Annotated in this window: 17 protein-coding genes; 10 read left to right on the top strand and 7 right to left on the bottom strand. The window is 63.3% G+C overall.

Going from position 1 to position 22,218, the window contains the following annotated elements; all coding sequences use genetic code 11:
* Positions 1-11 precede the first annotated feature (11 nt).
* The 3 genes from J9893_RS09235 to J9893_RS09225 are packed head-to-tail and all read right to left on the bottom strand — an operon-like array spanning position 12 to position 3,029.
* Positions 12-653 (bottom strand): bifunctional 4-hydroxy-2-oxoglutarate aldolase/2-dehydro-3-deoxy-phosphogluconate aldolase, encoded by a 642-nt coding sequence (locus tag J9893_RS09235; RefSeq protein WP_039039502.1) that lies wholly within the window; start codon positions 651-653, stop codon positions 12-14.
* Positions 654-662: 9 nt separating this feature from the next.
* Complete coding sequence (edd, locus tag J9893_RS09230) at positions 663-2,459, bottom strand: phosphogluconate dehydratase (protein WP_210600041.1); 1,797 nt, start codon at positions 2,457-2,459, stop codon at positions 663-665.
* A gap of 60 nt (positions 2,460-2,519) precedes the next feature.
* Positions 2,520-3,029 (bottom strand): gluconokinase, encoded by a 510-nt coding sequence (locus J9893_RS09225; protein ID WP_039039504.1) that lies wholly within the window; start codon positions 3,027-3,029, stop codon positions 2,520-2,522.
* A 165-nt stretch (positions 3,030-3,194) separates the two neighbouring features.
* On the opposite strand from J9893_RS09225, the gene J9893_RS09220 reads away from it, so the two are divergent.
* The 4 genes from J9893_RS09220 (at position 3,195) to J9893_RS09205 (ending at position 10,619) form a co-directional block, all read left to right on the top strand.
* Positions 3,195-4,556, top strand: a complete 1,362-nt coding sequence (locus J9893_RS09220) for a GntP family permease (RefSeq protein ID WP_223916553.1) — start codon at positions 3,195-3,197, stop codon at positions 4,554-4,556.
* A gap of 152 nt (positions 4,557-4,708) precedes the next feature.
* Entirely contained in the window at positions 4,709-6,058 is a 1,350-nt protein-coding gene (pssA, locus tag J9893_RS09215; protein WP_042015252.1) for a CDP-diacylglycerol--serine O-phosphatidyltransferase, read from the top strand.
* A gap of 176 nt (positions 6,059-6,234) precedes the next feature.
* Positions 6,235-8,304, top strand: coding sequence for an ATP-dependent DNA helicase RecG (gene recG / locus J9893_RS09210; protein ID WP_210600040.1), 2,070 nt, complete (start codon positions 6,235-6,237; stop codon positions 8,302-8,304).
* A gap of 254 nt (positions 8,305-8,558) precedes the next feature.
* Entirely contained in the window at positions 8,559-10,619 is a 2,061-nt protein-coding gene (locus J9893_RS09205; RefSeq protein WP_210600039.1) for an AsmA-like C-terminal region-containing protein, read from the top strand.
* A 46-nt stretch (positions 10,620-10,665) separates the two neighbouring features.
* Here the strand turns inward: J9893_RS09205 and J9893_RS09200 are convergent, their stop codons facing one another.
* Complete coding sequence (locus tag J9893_RS09200; protein WP_010672532.1) at positions 10,666-11,574, bottom strand: bifunctional GNAT family N-acetyltransferase/hotdog fold thioesterase; 909 nt, start codon at positions 11,572-11,574, stop codon at positions 10,666-10,668.
* Positions 11,575-11,747: 173 nt separating this feature from the next.
* Between J9893_RS09200 and J9893_RS09195 the strand changes: the two genes are divergently transcribed.
* The gene (locus J9893_RS09195) at positions 11,748-12,428 is read left to right on the top strand and encodes a methyltransferase domain-containing protein (RefSeq protein ID WP_010672530.1); all 681 of its coding nucleotides are present in this window, start codon (positions 11,748-11,750) and stop codon (positions 12,426-12,428) included.
* Between the two features lie 65 nt (positions 12,429-12,493).
* Here J9893_RS09195 and dtd read toward each other — a convergent pair whose 3' ends face one another.
* The 3 genes from dtd to typA form a co-directional block, all read right to left on the bottom strand.
* Positions 12,494-12,931 (bottom strand): D-aminoacyl-tRNA deacylase, encoded by a 438-nt coding sequence (dtd, locus tag J9893_RS09190; protein ID WP_039039510.1) that lies wholly within the window; start codon positions 12,929-12,931, stop codon positions 12,494-12,496.
* A 126-nt stretch (positions 12,932-13,057) separates the two neighbouring features.
* On the bottom strand, positions 13,058-13,930 hold the full coding sequence (locus J9893_RS09185) for a virulence factor BrkB family protein (protein ID WP_039039511.1): 873 nt from the start codon (positions 13,928-13,930) through the stop codon (positions 13,058-13,060).
* Between the two features lie 177 nt (positions 13,931-14,107).
* The gene (gene typA / locus J9893_RS09180) at positions 14,108-15,919 is read right to left on the bottom strand and encodes a translational GTPase TypA (RefSeq protein WP_039039512.1); all 1,812 of its coding nucleotides are present in this window, start codon (positions 15,917-15,919) and stop codon (positions 14,108-14,110) included.
* Positions 15,920-16,269: 350 nt separating this feature from the next.
* Here typA and glnA point away from each other — a divergent pair, with 350 nt between their 5' ends.
* The 5 genes from glnA (at position 16,270) to add (ending at position 22,154) form a co-directional block, all read left to right on the top strand.
* Positions 16,270-17,679: a glutamate--ammonia ligase gene (gene glnA / locus J9893_RS09175; RefSeq protein ID WP_010672526.1), complete on the top strand. Its 1,410-nt coding sequence runs from the start codon at positions 16,270-16,272 to the stop codon at positions 17,677-17,679.
* Positions 17,680-17,871: 192 nt separating this feature from the next.
* A complete protein-coding gene (locus tag J9893_RS09170; protein ID WP_010672525.1) occupies positions 17,872-18,441 on the top strand; it encodes a DUF4124 domain-containing protein in 570 nt (189 codons plus the stop codon).
* A gap of 86 nt (positions 18,442-18,527) precedes the next feature.
* The gene (glnL, locus tag J9893_RS09165) at positions 18,528-19,583 is read left to right on the top strand and encodes a nitrogen regulation protein NR(II) (RefSeq protein ID WP_103858173.1); all 1,056 of its coding nucleotides are present in this window, start codon (positions 18,528-18,530) and stop codon (positions 19,581-19,583) included.
* Positions 19,584-19,592: 9 nt separating this feature from the next.
* Positions 19,593-21,011 carry a nitrogen regulation protein NR(I) gene (glnG, locus tag J9893_RS09160; RefSeq protein WP_010672523.1) on the top strand — a complete coding sequence of 473 codons (1,419 nt, stop codon included), beginning with the start codon at positions 19,593-19,595 and terminating at the stop codon, positions 21,009-21,011.
* A gap of 141 nt (positions 21,012-21,152) precedes the next feature.
* Complete coding sequence (add, locus tag J9893_RS09155) at positions 21,153-22,154, top strand: adenosine deaminase (protein ID WP_041212164.1); 1,002 nt, start codon at positions 21,153-21,155, stop codon at positions 22,152-22,154.
* Positions 22,155-22,218 lie beyond the last annotated feature (64 nt).

The following is a 22,218-nucleotide window of genomic DNA, read 5'->3' as shown; positions in this document are numbered from 1 at the left end:
ACGATATTTGCTTAGCGTTTAACCAATTCAACCGCTTCCCGGGAGAGGCGGGTCACCTCCTCCCAGTTGCCGCTCTTGACGGCGTCTGCCGGCAGCATCCAGGAGCCGCCGACGGTGGCCACACATTTCAGCGCCAGGTAGTCGGCCACGTTTTTCGGGCCGATGCCGCCGGTGGGGCAGAATTTCACCTGGGGCAGGGGCGCCGCGATGGCGGAGAGTGCCTTGGTGCCGCCGTTCGCCTCGGCCGGGAAGAATTTGAGGTGGTCGTAGCCCGCTTCCAGCGCCTGCATCACCTCGGACGGGGTGGCCACCCCCGGGATCAGCGGCGCCGTGCTCTTGGCCGCGTGGGCCAGCAGGGCCGGGGTCATGCCCGGGGAGATGACGAAGCGGGCACCGGCAGCGACGGCGGCATCAAACTGCGCGCAGTTGAGCACGGTACCGGCACCGACCATGGCATCCGGCATCGCCTTGGCGATGAGGGCGATGGCGTCCAGCGCCACCGGGGTGCGCAGGGTGATCTCGAACACCGAGATGCCGCCATCCAGCAGGGCCTTGGCCATGGGCAGGGCCTGCTCCAGGTCGTTGATGACCATCACGGGTACCAGGGGGGAGGCGGCAAACACCTCGGCAGGGGTCACTTTCCAGTTCTGCATAGCTCTTCCTTAGTCAAAGATGGTGGCGCCGCACTCGGCGCTCGATACCGCGCGACGCATCACGCTGAACAGTTCACGGCCCCACCCCTCTTGTTCCAGGGTGAGGTCGATCTCGGCCTGGGTACGGCCGCTCAAATCGGTCAGGCAGTCGAGGCGGCCGGACTCGGCATCCACCCGCAGCAGGTCGCCATCGGCAAGCAGGCCGATGGCCCCGCCGTGCAGTGCTTCCGGGGTGACGTGGATGGCGGCCGGGATCTTGCCGGAGGCACCGGAGAGGCGACCGTCGGTGACCAGGGCCACCTTGTGACCCGCCTTCTGCAGGTTGCCAAGCACCGGCATCAGCTTGTGCAGCTCCGGCATGCCGTTGGCGGCCGGGCCGTTGTGGCGCACCACGATGACGGCGTCCTGGTTCAACTCACCAGCCTTGTAGGCCGCCTCCACCGCATGCTGGGAGGAGAAGACCCGGGCCGGGGCCTCGATGACTCGATACTCGGGCGCGACGGCGGAAACCTTGACCACGGCGCGGCCCAGATTGCCCGCCAGCAGCTTGGTGCCGCCGGTGGCCTGGAACTCGCTGCCAGAGGGGGAGAGCACGCTCGGATCCGCGCTCTCGCCCACCGGTTGCCACACCAGCTTGCCATCCACCAGTGCCGGACGGCTGAGGTAGTCCTGCATCTCGCCGAAGACCGGGGTGGCATCCATGTGGATCAGCCCCTCTTCGGCCAGACGACGCATCAGGCCAGGCACGCCCCCCGCCTGTTCGAAGGCGTTGACGTCCGCCGGGCCGTTCGGGTACATGCGCACCAGGAGCGGCACCACGTCGGAGAGATCGCTCAGGTCGTCCCAGGTCAGCTCCAGCCCGGCGGCACGGGCCAGCGCCACCATGTGGATGCTGTGGTTGGTGCTGCCGCCGGAGGCAAGCAGGGCCACCAGGCCGTTGACCAGAGCGCGCTCGTCGATCACCGCACTCAGGGGGCGATAGGCCGGGGAGCCCGGGATCATGGCGCTGATGCGGCGGGCCGCTTCCTCGGTGAGGGCGTGGCGCAGCTCGCTGTGCGGATGCACGAAGGCGGAGCCCGGCAGCATCAGGCCCATGGCTTCGAACACCAGCTGGTTGGTGTTGGCGGTGCCGTAGAAGGTGCAGGTGCCCGCCGCGTGGTAGGCGCCGCACTCCATCTTGAGCAGGGCGTCGCGGCCCACTTCACCGGCAGCGTACTGCTGGCGCACCTTTACCTTCTCGTCGTTGCTGATGCCGCTCGCCATGGGGCCGGCAGGCACGAAGGCGGTGGGCAGGTGGGCGTGGGAAAGCGCCCCCATGATCTGGCCCGGGGCAATCTTGTCGCAGATGCCGAGCAGCAGGGTGGCGTCGAAGGTGTTGTGGGAGAGGGAGACCGCGGTGGCCTGGGCGATGAGATCCCGGGAGAAGAGGGACATGTCCATCCCCGGCTGGCCCTGGGTCACGCCGTCGCACATGGCGGGCACGCCGCCGGCGACCTGGGCGCTGTGGCCGAGCTCGGCCAGGGCGCCCTTGATGATGTTCGGGTAGCCCTGATAGGGCTGATGGGCACTCAGCATGTCGTTGTAGGCGGTGACGATGGCCACGTTGGCGCGGGTCATGTCGAGGATGCGCCCCTTCTCGTCACAGCTCGAGGCGGCCACGGCGTGGGCCAGGTTGCCGCAGGAGAGGGAGGCGCGGGTCTTGCCCTGATCGGCCTGGCGCTGGATGCGGGCCAGGAAGCGGGCACGGCGGGCGGTGCTGCGCTCGCGGATGCGGTTGGTCACCTGGGTGATCACGGGATGGGTCATAGCTTTCTCTCCAACTCTATATACGGGCGCGGTCGGCCGCAGCCGGGCGCGCGACATGGCTCATTGCGCCTGCGTCAGCGCGGTGACGGCACGGTCGACCACCTGTTCGAAGGTCCCGTCGATATCGATGCGAAACACGCCGGGCTCGCCATCCGGTCGCTCCAGGGTATCAAACTGGCTTTGTACCATGGCTTCGCGCATGAAGTGGCCCTGCCGTGCCCGCATCCGTTCGAGAATGAGGGACTGGCTGCCATCCAGAAACAGGAAACTCACCGAGTCGTTACCCTCGCGGATCTGGTCGCGGTACTGCTTCTTGAGGGCCGAGCAGACGATGACGCCGAGCTCGTTCTTGCGCTCCAGGCTGTAGGCCGCATCGCGGATCCGCTCCAGCCAGGGGGCCCTGTCTTCGTCGTTGAGCGGGTTGCCCGCCGCCATCTTCTGGATGTTCGCGCGAGGGTGCAGATCATCGCCGTCGATGAACTTGGCCCCCAGGGCATTGGCCACCTTGAGGCCGATGCTGGACTTGCCGCTGCCACACACACCCATCACGATAATGCACTTGCCCGCCATTATTTGACCTCTCTCTCACTTTTCAAAAAACGTTCGCCTGATGGGTTCTAAGCTACCACGTTACCGGTAACATGTTACCGGTAACGTTTCGCAATGTGAAGTGCAGCACAGAAATGTGCAGAACAACAACTAGAACCATTTGAGGACAATTTTATGGACGGAGCAATGAACACACCCGATGTCGCCTATCTGCTCTCGGTAGCGGGCGGAGCCATTGTCATGTTGCTGGTGCTGATCATGCGATTCAAGGTACATGCCTTCGTGGCATTGACCCTGGTCAGCATGCTGACGGCCCTGGCCACCGGGGTCACCTATGACCAGGTGATCCCCACCATGCTGACCGGTTTCGGCGGCACCCTGGCCTCGGTCGCGCTGCTGGTCGGCCTCGGCGCCATGATAGGCAGGATCCTGGAGATGACGGGGGGCGCCAAGGTACTGGCCGATACCCTGATCAACCGCTTCGGCTCCCACCGCGCCCCCTTCGCGCTGGGTGTGGCCTCCCTGCTGTTCGGCTTCCCGATCTTCTTCGACGCCGGCCTCATCGTCATGCTGCCCATCATCTTCAGCGTGGCGAAGCAGTTCGGCGGCTCCGTCCTCAAGTATGCCCTGCCCTCCGCCGGTGCCTTTGCGGTGATGCACGCCTTCCTGCCGCCCCACCCGGGCCCGGTGGCCGCCAGCGAGCTGCTGGGTGCCAACATCGGTCTGCTCACCGTCGTGGGTCTGCTGGTCGCGCTGCCCACCTGGTATCTGGGTGCCTACCTGTTCGGGCTCTGGTCCGGCAAGAAGTTTGAGCTGCCCCTGCCCCCGAGCTTCACTGCCAGTGCCGAGCAGCTCTCCGACAAGGCGCCGAGCTTCGGCCAGGTGATCTCCATCCTGCTGCTGCCGCTGGTGCTCATCTTCATGGATACCGGCCTCAATACCCTGAGCGTCATGGGCGTCATCGACAAGGGTGCGGACTGGGTCAACGTGCTGCGCATGGTCGGCAAGACCCCGGTCGCCCTGCTCATCACCGTGCTGTACGCCCTCTGGATGTTCCGCCAGAGCCAGGGCAAGGTGCAGCTCGAGAAGTTCTGCAACGACGCCCTGGCCCCGGTCTGCGCCGTCATCCTGGTCACCGGTGCCGGCGGCATGTTCGGCGGCGTATTGCGGGCGAGCGGCATCGGCACTGCCCTGGCCGACGTGCTCTCCGATACCGGCATGCCGGTGATCCTGGCAGCCTTCCTGGTGTCCGCCGCGCTGCGGGTCGCCCAGGGTTCCGCCACCGTGGCCCTGACCACTACCGCCGCCCTGATGGCGCCGACCGTGGCCGCCACCACCGGCCTGAGCGAGCTGGACCTGACCTTCATCGTCATCGCCATCGCCGGGGGCGCCACCGTGCTCTCCCACTTCAATGACTCCGGCTTCTGGCTGGTCAGCCGCTTCCTCAACATGGACGAGAAGACCACCCTCAAGACCTGGACCGTGATGGAGACCCTGCTCGGCACCATCGCCTTCCTCATCGTGGCCACGGCCAGCGCCATCCTCTGACGGAAACATATCGGGGCCGCATCCGTCGGCCCCGATGTGATATTGCACCGACTTTTTACGGATTCTTGCTTGGGCCCATCGCCACAGATTGCTAGAATTGCCTATTCTTCGCCCCGAGTGGAACGCTTCATCCCGTGATTTCAGGCTTCTCTATGCATTCATCGGCACATTATCGACAGTTGCTGACCCGCTTACCCCAGATCGCGGTTGCCGCGGATCAGTTCCAGATACTCAGCAGCGCCAAAGACTTCAAGAGCCGGATCCTGTCGCTCATCGCCCATGCGACCCAGCGCATCTATCTGATCGCGCTCTATCTGCAGGATGACGAGGCGGGACGGGAGATCCTCTCCGCCCTCTATGCCGCCAAGCAGCGCAATCCCTCTCTCGACATCAAGGTGTTCGTCGACTTCCACCGCGCCCAGCGCGGCCTGATCGGCAAGGGCAAGCAGGGGGGCAACCACCTGATGTACCAGGCCATGGCCGCCAGCCACCAACACCAGATCGAGATCTACGGCGTGCCGGTCAAGGGCCGCGAGCTGCTCGGGGTGCTGCACCTCAAGGGCTTCATCTTCGACGACACCCTGCTTTACTCCGGCGCCAGCCTCAACGACATCTACCTGCACCAGCAGGAGCGCTACCGCTTCGATCGCTATCACCAGATCCACAGCCCGGCACTGACCCGCAGCATGGTCAACTACGTGGATGACGTCTTCCTCGGCAGCGAGGCCGTCCAGCGGCTGGATCGCACCGGCATCCCCGGCGCCAAGCAGCTCAAGGGACCGATCCGCCGCTTCAAGCAGCGCCTGCGCCTCTGCCAGTACCGCTTCGAGAGCATCAAGCCCAACGATCGGGAGATCGCCGTGACCCCCATGGTGGGCCTGGGCAAGCGGGGCAACCAGCTCAACCGGATGATCCGCAACCTGGTGCGGGCCACCGAGCGGGAGATCTTCATCTGCACCCCCTACTTCAACCCCCCCAAGGAGTTGAACAAGGACGTGGAGGCGCTGCTCAAACGCGGCTGTAAGGTGACCATCGTCGTGGGCGACAAGACCGCCAACGACTTCTTCATCCCCCCGGAGGAGAAGTTCTCCACCATCGGCGGTCTGCCCTATCTCTACGAGACCAACTTGCGCAAGTTTGCCGAGCGCAACCAGCACCACATCGACAACGGCCGGCTCAACCTCATGCTCTGGTGCTGCGAGAAAAACTCCTATCACCTCAAGGGGATCTTCGTGGATGAGGAGTGGGCCCTGCTCACCGGCAACAACCTCAATCCCCGAGCCTGGGCGCTGGATCTGGAGAACGGCCTGCTGGTACACGACCAGCACCATCACCTGCGCGAGCAGTTCAGTGCGGAGCGGGAGAACATCCTGGCCCACACCCGCCGCATCAGTCACTTCGACCAGATAGAGCAGATCAAGGATTACCCGGATCAGGTGCGCAAGCTGCTGGCCCGGATCCACAGGGTCAAGGCTCACCTCCTGCTCAAGCGCATCATCTGACCGCCAGGGCGCCCCGTCAGTGAAAAGGCCTGCCGTTTCCGGCAGGCCTTTTTCATGGATGACCCTCCCCCCACTCCCTTGCCCACCAGCCCGGAACGGCACAACGCGGCTTGCATCGAGGCCGCAACAACCCCTATCATCTGGACATATTTACAGTGTTTTCGGGCATCTAATTGATGAAATTGGATAAAATCTCTCTCGACAGCCTCAAGGGTGTCGGCAGCAAGATGCTGGAGAAACTCGAGCGGCTGGGGCTGGCCACGGTGCAGGATCTGCTGTTCCACCTCCCCCTGCGCTACGAGGACCGCACCCAGGTGTGGCCCATCGGCGATCTGCCGCCCGGCCTGCACGGTGCCGTCGAGGGCGAGATCCAGGACACCCAGCTGGTGATGGGGCGCCGCCGCATGCTGGTGTGCCGTATCAGCGACGGCACCGGCAGCCTGACCCTGCGCTTCTTCAATTTCACCGCTGCCCAGAAAAACAGCCTGGCCCAGGGCCGCCTTATCCGCTGCTTCGGCGAGACCCGTCCCGGCAAGTACGGCCTGGAGATGGCCCACCCCGAGTACAAGCTGCTCGGCGAGGAGCAGGCCGGCCAGACCGAAGAGGCCCTCACCCCCGTCTACCCCACCACAGAGGGGCTGCGCCAGCTCACCCTGCGCAGCCTCACGGATCAGGCCCTGGCCCAGCTCGACCTCTACGGGGTCGAGGAGCTGCTGCCTGCCGGCCTCTATCCCCAGCAGATCGATCTGGCCGCGGCCCTGAAGCTGCTGCACCGCCCGCCTCCCTCGGTGGCGCTGGCCCTGCTCGAGAGCGGCCAGCACCCGGCACAGCAGCGGCTGGTACTGGAAGAGCTGCTGGCCCACAACCTCTCGGTCTTGAAGGTACGCGCCCAGGCTCAGAACCAGCTCGCCCGCGCCCTCAAACCCGCACCCAAGCTGGTCGAACAGCTGCTCGGCGCCCTGCCGTTCACCCCCACCGGCGCCCAGAGCCGGGTGGTGGCGGAGATCGGCCGGGATCTGCAACAGAGCCACCCCATGATGCGACTGGTACAGGGGGACGTGGGCTCAGGCAAGACCCTGGTGGCGGCGCTGGCCGCCCTGCAGGCCATCGGCAACGGCTGCCAGGTGGGGTTGATGGCGCCGACCGAACTGCTGGCGGAACAGCACGCCATCAACTTCGCCAAGTGGCTGGAGCCACTCGGCATCAAGGTGGGCTGGCTGGCGGGCAAGCAGAAGGGCAAGGCGCGGGAAGAGGCGCTGGCCGCCATCGCGGACGGCAGCGTCAAGATGGTGGTGGGCACCCACGCCATCTTCCAGGAGCAGGTGGTATTCCAGCGCCTCGCCCTGGTCATCATCGATGAACAGCACAGGTTCGGCGTGCATCAGCGCCTCGCCCTGCGAGAAAAAGGGGAGCGGGAAGGGGTACATCCCCACCAGCTCATCATGACCGCCACCCCCATCCCCCGCACCTTGGCGATGACCGCCTATGCGGACCTCGACACCTCCATCATCGACGAGCTGCCGCCGGGCCGCACTCCCATTACCACGGTCGCCCTGCCAGACAGTCGCCGCCAGGATGTGATCGAGCGGGTGAGGCTCGCCTGCGAGGAGGGCAAGCAGGCCTACTGGGTCTGCACCCTGATCGAGGAGTCGGAGGTGCTGGAGTGCCAGGCCGCCGAAGACACTGCCGCCGAGCTGCAAACCCTGCTGCCCGGCCTGCACATCGGGCTGGTGCACGGCCGGATGCGACCGGTCGAGAAACAGCGGGTGATGGAGGAGTTCAAGGCGGGCATACTGCAACTGCTGGTCGCCACCACCGTCATCGAGGTGGGGGTGGACGTGCCCAACGCCAGCCTGATGATCATCGAGAACCCGGAGCGACTGGGGCTGGCCCAGTTGCACCAGCTCCGCGGCCGGGTCGGGCGTGGCTCGGTGGCCTCCCACTGCGTGCTGCTCTATCATGCCCCCTTGTCCAAGACGGCCCAGAGCCGCCTCGGGGTGCTGCGGGAGACCAACGACGGCTTTCTCATCGCCCAGCGGGATCTGGAGCTGCGTGGCCCAGGCGAGCTGCTCGGTACCCGCCAGACCGGCCTGGCCGATCTCAAGATCGCCGATCTGGTGCGCGACCAGCCGCTCATCCCTCAGGTGCAGAAGATGGCGCGCTTCCTGATGGACAAACACCCGGCTCATGTCGAGCCCCTGATCCGCCGCTGGCTGGGCCTGCGAGACCACTACTCCAATGCTTGACCAAGGCAGATGCAGAAGAGGGTCACCTTGCCTGATGGACAAACACCCGGCTCATGTCGAGCCCCTGATCCGCCGCTGGCTGGGCCTGCGGGACCACTACTCCAATGCTTGACCAAGGCAGATGCAGAAGAGGGTCACCTTGCCTGATGGATAAACACCCGAGCCATGTCGAACCCTTGATACGATGCTGGCTCGGTCTACGGGATCACTACTCGAATGCCTGACCAAGCAACAGAAACAGGAGGAAAGCACTGATGAATTCCTGGCTGCGCGGCCTGCTCTACACCCTCGCCTTCCTGCTGCTCTTTGTCTGGGTCGGTCTCGGCCTGTTCGATGCCGAGCGCGCCAAAGGCCCCATCGCCAACTGGCTCAGCCAGCAGACCGGGGTGCCCGTCACCATAGGCCGGCTGGTGTTCAATCCGCTGCACCCCTACACCCTGCTGGCGGAACAGGTGCGCTATGGGGATGCGGTACAGCTGGAAAAACTCTATCTGGAGATCGAGCACATCGACTGGTTGAACCGGGATGTGCGCATCGCCCACCTGGACCTCATCCGTCCCGTCATCAAGCTGCCGCTCCCCAACCAGTTGCCAAGCCTGCCGGTTCACTCCCTCACCATCAGCGACAGCACCATCGACAACCTGAGCCTGCAGAGCGAGGCCCTGACCCTGCGCGGCCTCAGTGCGTCCCTGAGTGACTGGGAACTGATCGACCCGAGACGCCAGCCCCAGGCCAACCTCACCCTGGGCATCAACCAGCTGGAGACCCCCATGTTCACCCTGGCCCGTCTCAGCCTCAAGGGGCGGCTGGAGGGGCAGGTGCTCAGCACCGACAGACTGACCACCAACCTGTTCGACGGCCTGCTCGAGACCGGCATGGTGCTGAACTGGCCAGAGCGCAGCCTGCAACTGCACGATCTCAAGGCCCGCGCCATGCGACTCGAGCTTGGTGACATCCCCCCTGGCGAGTTCCCCCTGCGCCGCATCACCCTGGACAGGGGTCAGCTTGCCCAGGTGAGCATCAATGCCATCGATCAGGAGCTCTCCCTCAACAACTTCAACGGCCAGCTCACCGCCTTCGACTGGCAGGCGGGCAGCCAGCCCAGCGGCTATCTGGCGGGCACCCTGGGCGACATGGGCCGCGGCCTGTTCCAGCTTGAGGCCGTCGAGGGCAAGCTCGCCTTCTCCCCCCGGCAGCTGGATGCCGAGCTGCGGGGCAAGGCATACGAAGGGGAGTTCAACGTCGAGCTGGCCCTCGACACCCAGCAGCAGAAGCTCGTCCTGAAGGATCTGGCCCTGAGCGGCATGGACATCAGTTTGCCCCAGGGGTGGTGGCAGGATTGGCAGGGCTGGCGCCCGCAACAGATCGACATCCGCAAACTGGCCTTCGACAAGCTCAAGGTACTCTCTTTCGACGACACCCTGCCCCTCTCCCTGACCGGCTGGCAACTCTACCTGAACGATCTCGCCCTGCGGGGCAACCAGCCAGGCCCCCTGCTGGGACGTGCCCGCATCGAGAGCAAGTGGTTCGAGCTGGTGTGGGACGGTCTCAGTGCCCGCAACGGCACCCTGGATGGCGAGCTGACCCCCAGCTCCTGGCAGCTCAACACCCTCGTCACCTCCCTGCCCGACGAGGGCTCCCTCAACCTGAGCGGCCAGTGGGGCAGGACGCCCGGGCAGGAGAGCCGCCTGCAGTTGCAGGGCAAGCAGCTGGATCTGGAGCAGTGGGGCAAGTTGCTGCACTCCCCCGTCTCCTTCGCGGGCAAGGTGGATCTGGCGGCAGATCTGCAGGCCGACCTCAACGGGCAGCCCGGCGAGCAGACGGCCAACTGGCGCCGGACCCTTCAGGGCAGCCTGAGCCTGGAGAGCAAGGATCCCTTCTGGGACAAGGTCGGCATCGACCCCCTGCTGGATGACTGGTTCAGGGAGCAGACCCCCCCCGATCTGACACCGCAGACGCTGTGGCAGGCGATGCAACGCGGAGACACCCCCTTCTATCAGATCAGGCTGGATGCCAGGGCGGAGCAGGGCAAGGTGCGGATCGAGCAAGGCGGCGCCTCCACCATCACCCACCTGCTGGCACTGCAAGGGGGTGTCGACCTGGCCGCAGACCAGTGGCAGCTCGACCTCGGGGTCCTGAACAAGGGGCGCTGCGCCGAGCTGCTCGCCCGCTGGCGCGGCCCCCTCAATGCGCCCGACCTGGGCTGGAGTTTCCCCACGGGACAGGACGCCTGTGGCTGGGAGGCGGGTGTGCGCTACCCCGCCCAGGGACGAAGCGGCCCGCTCTGGCGCCCACGGCCACCCGCCGCCCAATAACGAACAAGGCCTCGCGAAGAGGCCTTGTTGCTGTGAACATCAGGGATCAGCGTGCGCCGCGCTTGATGGGCAGCACCACGTACTGACCGACAAACTCCACCGCCAGCTTGCGGCCACTGAACAACTGCACCCGCAGGCTGAACTTGGCGGATTCTCCGCCCCTCAGCGGCTCGAGCACGGCGGGCATGCCCTCCCGGGCCACCCGCGCCTCCGGCTCTTCGCTCACCGGCCGGTAATACTTGATGTTGCCCTCGGCCAGCACGGTATCTCCTCCCAGCCCTGCCTCCTTGAGCTGCAACCAGATGAGACCCCAACCCGCCAGCACGCACTGGCTGTAGATGCTGCCGGCGAACATGGTGTCGTGGACGTTGAGATTGGCCGCCAGGTTGGCCTTGAGGTGGAAGGTCTGGCCATCGTAGTGGGTGATGTGCACCCCCATCTTCTCGCTGATGGGAATGCCCCGCGACCAGCGGGTGGTGAGATCCTGGCACCACTCCGGACGGTACTGGATGGTCTGCATGGGACTCAGGGACTTGATCATCTGGCGGTGAGGGATGCGGCCGAAGGAGACGGGGCCTTCCCCTACCTCGAGGAAGCCGCAGCGGCGATAGAACTCCACCGCCTCCTGGCGGGCGTTCATCACCAGCCGTTTTACCTTCTCGTCGCGGGCAAGCTGCTCGAGATCTTCCACCATGCGGGCGCCCAGCCCCTGGCCGCGAAATTCGGGTCGCAGCGCCATAAAGCGGATTTGGGCTTCATCGCCGCCCACAAAGAGGCGACCCACGGCGATGGGCGTTCCGTCGGGTGAGAGCATCAGCCGGTGAATGGCGACGGTATCGTACTCGTCACGCTCGGAGCCAAGGGGCAGATTGAAGGGTTTGCGCAGTAGTTCCCAGCGCAACTGATAGTAAGCATCCAGCTCCGCTGGTGTTTCTGGGGTGACTACCCGGTACATAAAGCGATCCTTGAGTGTGCGCCGACTGGCAGATGGAAGGACTGACGCAACCATTTCTCCCGGCGCAGCCTGTAGTAGGTATCCAGCTCGGCTGCCGTTTGGGGGGTGACCACCCGGTACATAACAACATCCTTGAGTTACACTGGTCGAAAGCCATCTTGCCGTGCAAATTCATGGACTTCAATCTGCAAGCGTACCAAGCCGATCACTTATTGCACCTCAGTGCCAAACCCGAACGCCGCGTTTCGGTGCTTGAAAATGCCCGTCATCGCTGGCTGGAAATGGACGGCGTGGTGCAATCCGCCATGAGCCTCCACCAGCCGGCCCGCCTCTGTCTGCCTCATCAACGGAGCATCGCGGAGCAGTTGCCAAAGCAGGCAAGCCGGATCCTGGAGCTGGGGCTGGGCGGAGGGGATCTCACCCGTCACCTGGCGGCACGCTGGCCCGATGCCCACCACGACTGCGTGGATCTGGATGCCGAGATCCTCACCCTGTTCCAGCAGTTCTTCCTCCCCTCGTCAGGGGGCTCGCCTCGGCTGCATCACGCCGATGCGCTGCATTTCCTGCACCAGAGCCAGGAGAGCTACGATCTGGTGCTGCTGGATTTGTTCAGCCAGGACGGCAACCCCCTGCTGCTGTTCCAGGCTCCGCTCTATCAGGCGCTGGCCAGCCGCCTGAGCGGCACCCTCATCATCAATCTGCTGCCCCGCACCCGGCTCGAACAGGCACAGGCTCTGCGACTGGCAGAGGAGTGGATAGGCCCGACCCACGTCCACGACGTGCCCGGCTACCGCAACGTCATCCTGCACGCGACCCGTCAGCATGGCCAGGGCGGGCGAGCACCGGCAGGGTGAAGAACCTGCGAAGTGTGCAGGCATCGCGTCCTGCCCTCCGCTGAGTCCTGCCCTGCCTGCCACCCTTATACCTGCAGCCAGAAGGTGACGGGGCCATCGTTGAGCAGCCTGACCTTCATGTCGGCGGCGAAGCGGCCGGTTTCGGTCGGCACGCCGCTCTCCCTGGCGCGGGCCACGAAGTACTCATAGAGTCGCTCGGCATCTGCGGGATGGGCGCCACCGGAGAAGCTGGGTCTCATCCCCTTGCCGGTATCCGCCGCCAGGGTGAACTGGGAGACCACCAGCAGGCTGCCACCCACCTGGCTCACGTTGAGGTTCATCTTGCCGTTCTCGTCCGAGAAGATGCGATAACCGCTCACCTTGTGCAGCAGCTTGTCCGCCTTGGCCTCGTCATCCCCCTGCTCCACCCCAAGCAGCACCAGCAACCCCTGGCCGATGGCCCCGGTCACCTCTCCCTCTACCGTTACGCTGGCCTCGCTGACCCGCTGAATCAGTGCAATCACATCCCTCTCCTCTCAAAACAGCACGACCACCCATCCTGCGGGATGAGCGGTCGTCGATGCTACCAATAAATGCCCTGCCCGGGCCAACGCCTTTGTGTCGGGATCCGGTGTGATGGCCGGCCGGCGTCAGGCCAGCTCCTCTGCACCGGGCTTCTCGTACTCCCCTAGGCAGGCGGTGGTCTCGGCCCCCAGCAACACCACCAGCCAGCTCAGATACACCCAGACGAACAGGATGGGAATGGTCGCCAGGGCGCCATAGATGGCCTGGTAGGAGGGGAAGTTGGTGATGTAGATGGCAAAGCCGCGCTTGGCCAGCTCGAACAGGGTGGCCGCCACCAGGGCACCGATGAAGGCGTGGGTCAGCCGCACGCGGCAGTTGGGCACCACGGTATAGATCAGCAGGAAGGTGAGCACGGAGAAGAGGAACGGCAGGCTGCGCAGCAGCAGATAGCCGATACCGAACAGGCTGTCAGCCGCGAACAACCTGAGCGAGAGAATGTAGGAGGAGATGGCGATGCTGGCACCGATGAGCACGGGGCCCAGGGTCAGGATCATCCAGTACATGGCGAATGCCTGGGCCAAGGGCCGGCTTCGGGTGGACCGCCAGATGTAGTTGAGGTTCTTGTCGATGGCCGAGATGAGCATCAGGGCCACCACGATCAGGGCACCGATACCGACGGCCGTGGTGTTGGTGGCGTTGGCCACGAAGCCGTCGATGTACTCCTTGAGCATCTCCCCTGCGGTGGGGACGAAGTTGTGATAGACGAACTGCTCCATCGCCTGCTTCAGGCTCTGGAACACCGGAAAGGCCGACATCATGCCGAACACCACGGCGATCATGGGCACCAGGGAGAGCAGGGTGACATAGGCCAGGTAACCGGCGGTCACCGTCAATCTGTCCTGCTGGAAGCGGCCCCAGACAAACTGGGCGAAGTGGGCACCATCGTGGCGCAAGAAGGAGAGTGCATGGGCCAGACGGCCGCGGATCTGCTGCTGCATCTTGTTTCTCGTAAGCGTGATCATGCAGACATTGTGTCAGATAGGGTGGTCATTTGGCCACCCGCAGACCGGCCGGATGCGCCTCCATCGAGCTCAGGCCCCATGCGCCCTCATGTCGAGCCCATAAAAAAAGAGGCCATAAGGCCTCTCTTTGGTCTGTCGATGAACAGCTATCGATCAAGCACGACCGGCGCGCTTGCGATCCAGTTCGGTCAGCAGCTTTTTACGGATACGGATGGCCTTGGGGGTGATCTCCACCAGCTCATCGTTGTCGATGAACTCGAGAGCCTGCTCCAGGGTCATGCGGATCGGCGGAGTCAGCACCTGGGCTTCGTCGGTACCGGAGGCACGCATGTTGGTCAGCTGCTTGCCTTTCAGGCAGTTGACGGTCAGGTCGTTGGAGCGGGAGTGGATCCCGATCACCTGGCCTTCGTACACTTCGGTCGCGTGACCGATGAACAGACGACCACGGTCTTGCAGACCGAACAGGGCGAAGGTCAGGGCCTTGCCGGTGGCGTTGGAGATCAGCACGCCGTTCTGACGCTCACCGATGCTGCCACCCTTGTGCGGACCGTAGTGGTCGAAGGTGTGGTACAGCAGACCGGTACCAGAGGTCATGGTCAGGAACTCGGTCTGGAAGCCGATCAGGCCACGGCTCGGGATGATGAAGTCCAGACGGACGCGACCCTTGCCATCCGGGGTCATGTTGGTCATCTCGCCTTTACGCAGGCCGAGCTGCTCCATCACGGAACCCTGATGCGCTTCTTCCACGTCCACAGTGACGGTTTCGAACGGTTCTTGCAGTTCGCCATCCACGGTACGCAGGATAACTTCCGGACGGGATACCGCCAGTTCGTAACCTTCGCGACGCATGTTTTCGATCAGGATGGAGAGGTGCAGTTCACCACGGCCGGAGACGCGGAACTTGTCCGGATCTTCGGTCTCTTCCACGCGCAGGGCCACGTTGTGGACCAGTTCCTGGTTCAGACGCTCCAGAATGTTGCGGGAGGTGACGAACTTGCCTTCTTTACCGGCGAACGGCGAGGTGTTGACCTGGAAGGTCATGTTCACGGTCGGCTCGTCAACGGAGAGCGGCGGCAGGGCTTCGACGGCACTGTTGTCACAGATGGTGTCGGAGATCTTCAGCTCGCCCAGACCGGTGATGGCGATGATGTCGCCCGCTTGCGCGTCGGTCACTTCGGTACGGGACAGGCCCAGGTAGCCCAGCACCTGACCGACCTTGCCGGTACGCGGTTTGCCGTTGGCACCGACGATGGTGACCTGCTGGTTGGTCTTGACGCGACCACGAGTGATGCGGCCGATACCGATGACGCCCACGTAGGAGTTGTAGTCCAGCTGGGAGATTTGCATCTGGAAGGCACCGTCAACGTCGCCCTTCGGGGCTTCCACGTTGTCGACGATGGCCTGGAACAGAGGTTCCATGTTCTCGGATGGGACGTCCTGATCCAGGGTGGCCCAACCGTTCAGTGCAGAGGCGTAAACAACCTTGAAGTCCAGTTGCTCATCGGTGGCACCCAAGTTGTCGAACAGATCAAAGACCTGATCCATTACCCAGTCAGGACGAGCACCCGGACGGTCGATCTTGTTGATGACCACGATGGGCTTCAGACCCTGGGCGAACGCCTTCTGGGTCACGAAACGGGTCTGCGGCATCGGGCCGTCAACGGCGTCGACCAGCAGCAGCACGGAGTCAACCATGGAGAGTACGCGCTCAACTTCACCACCGAAGTCGGCGTGACCCGGGGTATCCACGATGTTGATGCGGTAGTCGTTCCAGCGGATCGCAGTGTTCTTGGCGAGAATGGTGATGCCACGTTCCCGTTCCAGATCATTGGAGTCCATGATCCGTTCCTGACCTTCGCTGGTGCGATCCAGAGTGCCGGATTGCTGCAGCAGCTTATCAACCAGAGTCGTTTTGCCGTGGTCAACGTGCGCAATAATCGCAATATTGCGTAAATTCTCTAACATTCTCGCCTCAAATCACCGGGTAAAATTGGGCGCTAATTGTACTCTCGCCTTTGTGATCTGCCTAGCAGAATTGCAACACATTCACGCACAACAAAGGATCAGGATCATGGACCCCGCAGCAAAAGGCTGCTTAGATGGCCTGGATACGCTGGCGCACCATCTCGGTGCACCAAAACGATCCAAGGTTGCACCACTTTAATGCAGCAACCGGCATGAGAACGGGTTTCTCGACAGCCTGAAACGGTGCAAGTGCCCTGAAATCAAGCTGTCACAAACTTGGCACGATACTGGCTTATGTGAATGTGACGACGCATTCACCCAAAGAGTTTTAACACCGGAGGTTACTTAGCATGTCAGCCCAGAACGTTTTGGCCCTGATCCAGGAACACGAAGTCAAGTTTGTTGATCTGCGTTTTACCGACACCAAGGGTAAAGAGCAGCACGTATCCATCCCTTCCCACCAGGTTGACGAAGACTTCTTCGAAGACGGCAAGATGTTCGATGGTTCCTCCATCGGCGGCTGGAAGGGCATCAACGAGTCTGACATGGTGCTGATGCCGGACCCGGCTTCCGCCAAACTGGACCCGTTCACCGAAGAGACCACTCTGAACATCGTCTGTGACGTGCTTGAACCCGCCACCATGCAAGGCTATGACCGCGATCCGCGCTCCATCGCCAAGCGTGCCGAAGATTTCCTGAAGTCCAGCGGCATCGCTGACACCGTGCTGTTCGGGCCGGAGCCGGAATTCTTCATGTTCGACAACATCACCTTCTCCAACACCATGGGCCACAGCTTCGTGAAGATCGAATCCGAAGAAGCTGCCTGGAACTCCGGTACCGACTACGAGCACGGCAACAAGGGTCACCGTCCATTCGTCAAGGGTGGTTACTTCCCGGTTGCCCCGGTTGACTCCTCCCAGGACATCCGTGCCGCCATGTGCCTGGTGCTGGAAGAGATGGGCCAGGTCGTCGAAGCTCACCACCACGAAGTGGCGACCGCCGGTCAGAACGAGATCGCAACCCGCTTCAACACCCTCACCCTGAAGGCTGACGAAGTACAGGTCCTGAAGTACGTGATCCACAACGTGGCCCACGCCTACAACAAGACCGTCACCTTCATGCCGAAACCCATGTTCGGTGACAACGGCTCCGGCATGCACTGCCACCAGTCCCTGGCCAAAGACGGCGTCAACCTGTTCGCAGGCGACCTGTACGGCGGTCTGTCCGAGATGGCACTGCACTACATCGGCGGCATCATCAAGCACGCCAAGGCCATCAACGCCTTCGCCAACCCAACCACCAACTCCTACAAGCGTCTGGTGCCGGGCTATGAAGCACCGGTCATGCTGGCCTACTCCGCCCGCAACCGTTCTGCCTCCATCCGTATCCCGGTCGTGCCGAGCCCGAAAGCCCGCCGCATCGAAGTACGCTTCCCGGATCCGGCTGCCAACCCGTACCTGGCCTTCGCTGCCCAGCTGATGGCCGGTCTGGACGGCATCATCAACAAGATCCATCCTGGCGATGCCATGGACAAGAACCTGTACGATCTGCCGCCGGAAGAAGCCGCTGAAGTGCCGACCGTTGCCGGTTCCCTGGACGAAGCGCTGTCCGCACTGGATGCAGACCGTGAGTTCCTGACCCGTGGTGGCGTGTTCAGCGATGACTTCATCAACTCCTACCTGGAACTGAAACAGCAGGATGTTGACCGCGTGCGCATGACTCCGCACCCGCTGGAGTTCGAGCTGTACTACTCCGTCTAATCCGCTTTCCCATGACAAACCCGCCATCTGGCGGGTTTTTTTTCATTCTGGCAACGGAAATACCGCCAAACGGGCACGATCGTGCAGAAAGATGATCCCGTTCACGGAGCCGTACCACCCTCGGCTGTTCACACCCCGACCCCATGGTTTTTCTCTGATAGGATTAAGGTGAACCCCGTCAAGGAGAGATGGATGAACACTGTACCCTGGCTGCTGAGCCTCCTGCTGATGGCCTCCTGTTCCGCACAGGCCGCCCGCGTCTACTCCTGGGTCGATCCCCAGGGGGTGACCCACTACACCGATGCCCCCCCTCCCGGCAAGAGCGCAAAAGAGGTGGACCTGCGGGTCTCGCCGCTCATCGGCACAGCCCCCCACTCGGTCCAGGTGGACAACTTCAACAGCCTGACCGGTGTCGATGCCAGGAAAGCCCTGGAAGCCGCCCCTCTGGAGATCGACCTCATCTCTCCGGAACCGGGCAGTACATTGCGCGACAATACCGGCAACATCGTCTTCCAGGGCGAGATCTCTCCCCAGGTCCCGGTGCAATACGATGTGCGCCTGATCCTGAACGGCAAGGCGGTGCCCCTGGTTCACAACAGCCTGGCCATACGGGTGGAAAACCTCGATAGAGGCGCCTATGAGGCACGGCTCGAGTTGCTCGCCAAAGACGGTACGATCCTTGCTAAATCTAAGCCAACCACCTTTTACCTGCACAGGGCGTCGGTGAATCAGGCTCCCAGAGCCGCCCCCAAGGCCAATTAGGGGTGATGTGACGCACCGATGCGGGTAAACTTGATGCACTACATTGGTGCATTCTAGGTGTACAGCACCGTTTTAGGGAGAAACCTGTGCCAACCCGCTCGGACAACGCCAAGACACTCTTGGACAACCTGCTGACCGCCGTCATTCTCATGGATGAACGTCTCTGCATTCAATTCGTCAACCCGGCGGCAGAGCAGCTGCTTTCCCTCAGCGAACGACGACTGATCGGCATCGAACTGCCCCACCTGCTGGAACACATCTCTCTCGATCTACAGCGTTTCAAACAGTGCCTCATTTCGGGGCAGGGCTTCACCGACAGCGAAGTCACCCTGGTGGTGGAGGGGGAGCCCAGGCTGGTGGAGATCAGCGTCAGCCCCATGGCCGATCATGAACAGCGACTGATGGTGGTAGAACTGCGCAAGATCGATCAGCAGAAGAAGATCAGCCAGGAGCTGCAGCAACACGCCCAGCAGCAGGCCGCCAAGGAGCTGGTGCGCGGCCTGGCGCACGAGATCAAGAACCCCCTGGGGGGATTGCGCGGCGCGGCTCAACTGCTGCAAAAGGAGTTGCCCGACCCGGCCTTGCGTGAATACACCGGCATCATCATCGAGCAGGCCGATCGCCTGCGGGTGCTGGTCGACAGGTTGCTCGGTCCCCAGCGTCCCGGCCGTCACCAGATGCACAACGTTCACTCCGTGCTGGAGCAGGTGCGCCGTCTGGTGGACCTGGAGCTGCCGCCGCAGATCCGCATCGAGCGGGACTACGACCCCAGCATCCCCGAATTCGAGATGGAATCGGACCAGCTGCAACAGGCGTTCCTGAACATAGTGCGCAACGCCGCCGAGGCCCTTGGGGATCAGGACGGCCTCATCCGCATCAAGACGCGCACCGCCTTCCAGATCACCATCCATGGCCAGCGCTATCGCCTGGCGGCCGAAATCAAGATCATCGACAACGGCCCCGGCATTCCCGACGCCATTCGCGACACCCTCTTCTATCCCATGATCACCGGCAAGGACGGGGGAACGGGCCTGGGCCTCTCCATCGCCCAGAACCTGATCGATCAGCACAAGGGGCGCATCGACTGCATCAGCTGGCCGGGCCACACCGAATTCACCATTTATTTACCACTTCGCAAGTAAGGGAACCTCATGACAGCAAAAGTGTGGATCGTCGATGACGACAGCTCCATCCGGTGGGTTCTGGAGCGCACCCTTGGCAGCGAAGGCTTCGAATGCGAAAGTTTCGCCGACGGCGAAGCCCTGCTGAGTTCACTGGAGATGCGCTCACCGGACGTGATCCTCTCGGATATTCGCATGCCGGGCATCGACGGCCTGAGCCTGCTGGAGCAGATCCATCGCCGCCAAGCCGATCTGCCCATCATCATCATGACGGCCCACTCGGACCTCGACTCCGCAGTCAACGCCTACCAGCGAGGTGCCTTCGAATACCTGCCCAAGCCGTTCGACATCGACGAAGCGGTCACCCTGGTACGCCGGGCCGAGAACCACCTCAAGGAGCAGCGGACCAAGCGCAAGGCTCGCCAGCAGGAAGCCACCACCACCCCGGAGATCATCGGCGAAGCCCCTGCCATGCAGGAGGTGTTCCGCGCCATCGGCCGGCTGTCGCGCTCCAGCATCTCGGTGCTCATCAACGGTCAAAGCGGTACCGGCAAGGAGCTGGTTGCCCATGCCCTGCACAAGCACAGCCCCCGGGCCCACAAGAACTTCATCGCCCTCAACATGGCGGCCATCCCGAAAGATCTCATCGAATCCGAGCTGTTCGGTCATGAGAAGGGAGCCTTCACCGGCGCCAACAACATTCGTCACGGCCGCTTCGAACAGGCCGATGGTGGCACCCTGTTTCTCGACGAAATAGGCGACATGCCGCTGGACGTGCAGACCCGGTTGCTGCGGGTTCTGGCGGACGGGCAGTTCTACCGGGTTGGTGGCCACCAACCGGTGCAGGTGGATGTGCGGATCATTGCCGCCACCCACCAGAATCTGGAGAAACGGGTCGCCGACGGCGAGTTTCGGGAAGACCTGTTCCACCGCCTCAACGTCATCCGCATCCATATTCCGGCCCTCAAGGAGCGCCGGGAGGACATCCCCCAGCTGGCCCAGCACTTCCTGCTGCGAGCCGCCAAGGAGCTGAACGTGGAGGCCAAGAGCCTGCACCCGGATACCCAGACCTACATCAGCCGCCTGCCCTGGCCGGGCAACGTGCGCCAGCTGGAGAACGTCTGCCGCTGGCTGACGGTGATGGCCTCGGGCCAGGAGGTGCTGGTAGGCGATCTGCCCACCGAGCTGCTGACTCCCATCACTAGCACCGCCGAGCCGGGCCAGCCCGCCCTGACCGGTGGCTGGCAGCAGCAGTTGCAGGACTGGGTGGCCGCCAAGCTGGCCCTGGGGGAGACCGATATCCTCGCGGATGCCATGCCACAGTTCGAACGGATCATGCTGGAGACGGCACTGGATCACACCCACGGTCACAAGCAGGAGGCTGCCCGCCTGCTCGGCTGGGGCCGCAATACCCTGACCCGCAAGCTCAAGGAGCTCGACATTCCCTGAGCCTGCGGGAAAAACGATTCCCATCACGCCTTGAGGGAAAGCCTGACCAATCACACCCCGTTTGCTTGCAAACGGGGTATCTTTTTCAGGCGTCCCGCCTAGAATGGCAGGCTTTCCAACCCGACTCGCAGAAGGTGCCCCATGATTGACAGATCCCTCCCCCTGACCGACCTGCATCGCCATCTGGATGGCAACATCCGCCCGCAGACCATTCTCGAGCTGGGACGTCAGCACAACATCCGACTGCCGGCCGATGAGCTGGAAGCCCTGCGCCCGCACGTGCAGATCGTCGAGAACGAGCCGAGTCTGGTGGCCTTCCTGAAGAAACTGGACTGGGGCGTGGCCGTGCTGGCCGACTACGATGCCTGCCGCCGGGTCGCCTACGAAAACGTGGAAGATCTGCTGCGTGCCGGGATCGACTATGCCGAACTGCGCTTCAGCCCGGCCTACATGGCGATGACCCACAAACTGCACCCGCAGGGCGTGGTCGAAGCCATCATCGACGGCGTGGCCGCAGGCAGCCGTGACTTTGGCATCAAGACCAATCTCATCGGCATCATGAGCCGTACCTTCGGCACCGAGCAGTGCAAGCAGGAGCTGGATGCCTGTCTGGCTCATCGCGATCGCCTGGTCGCCATCGATCTGGCCGGCGACGAACTGGGCTTCCCGGGCGATCTCTTCACCGACCACTTCCGCCGGGTGCGGGATGCAGGCATGCGGGTCACCGTGCACGCCGGTGAAGCCGCCGGCCCCGAGAGCATGTGGCAGGCCATTCGCGAGCTGGGAGCCGAGCGCATCGGCCACGGGGTCAAGGCCATCCAGGATCCGGCCCTGATGGCCTATCTGGCCGAACACCGCATCGGCATCGAGTCCTGCCTCACCTCCAACCTCCAGACCACCACGGTGGCGAGTCTGGCCGATCACCCGATCCGCCAGTTCTTGGCAGCCGGCGTGCTGGCCTGCCTCAATACCGACGATCCGGCGGTGGAGGGGATCGACCTGCCTCACGAATACGAGGTGGCGGCCCCGGCTGCCGGCATGACGGTGAGCGAGATCCGCACCGCCCAGCAGAACGGCCTGACCCTGGCCTTCCTGAGCGAAGCCGAGAAGGCCGAGCTGAGTGCCCGTGCGGCTCAACGCTGAGCAGGGGTAAAACCCAATAAAAAAACCGCCGAAAGGCGGTTTTTTTATTGTCCAACGACATTGC

The sequence above is a fragment of the Aeromonas sp. MaB10011B genome, from assembly GCF_017939325.1.
GTDB classification, from domain to species: Bacteria; Pseudomonadota; Gammaproteobacteria; order Enterobacterales; family Aeromonadaceae; genus Aeromonas; species Aeromonas caviae.
The sequence above is the reverse complement of the archived record's forward strand: the minus strand, read 5'-3'. Positions and strand labels throughout refer to the sequence as shown.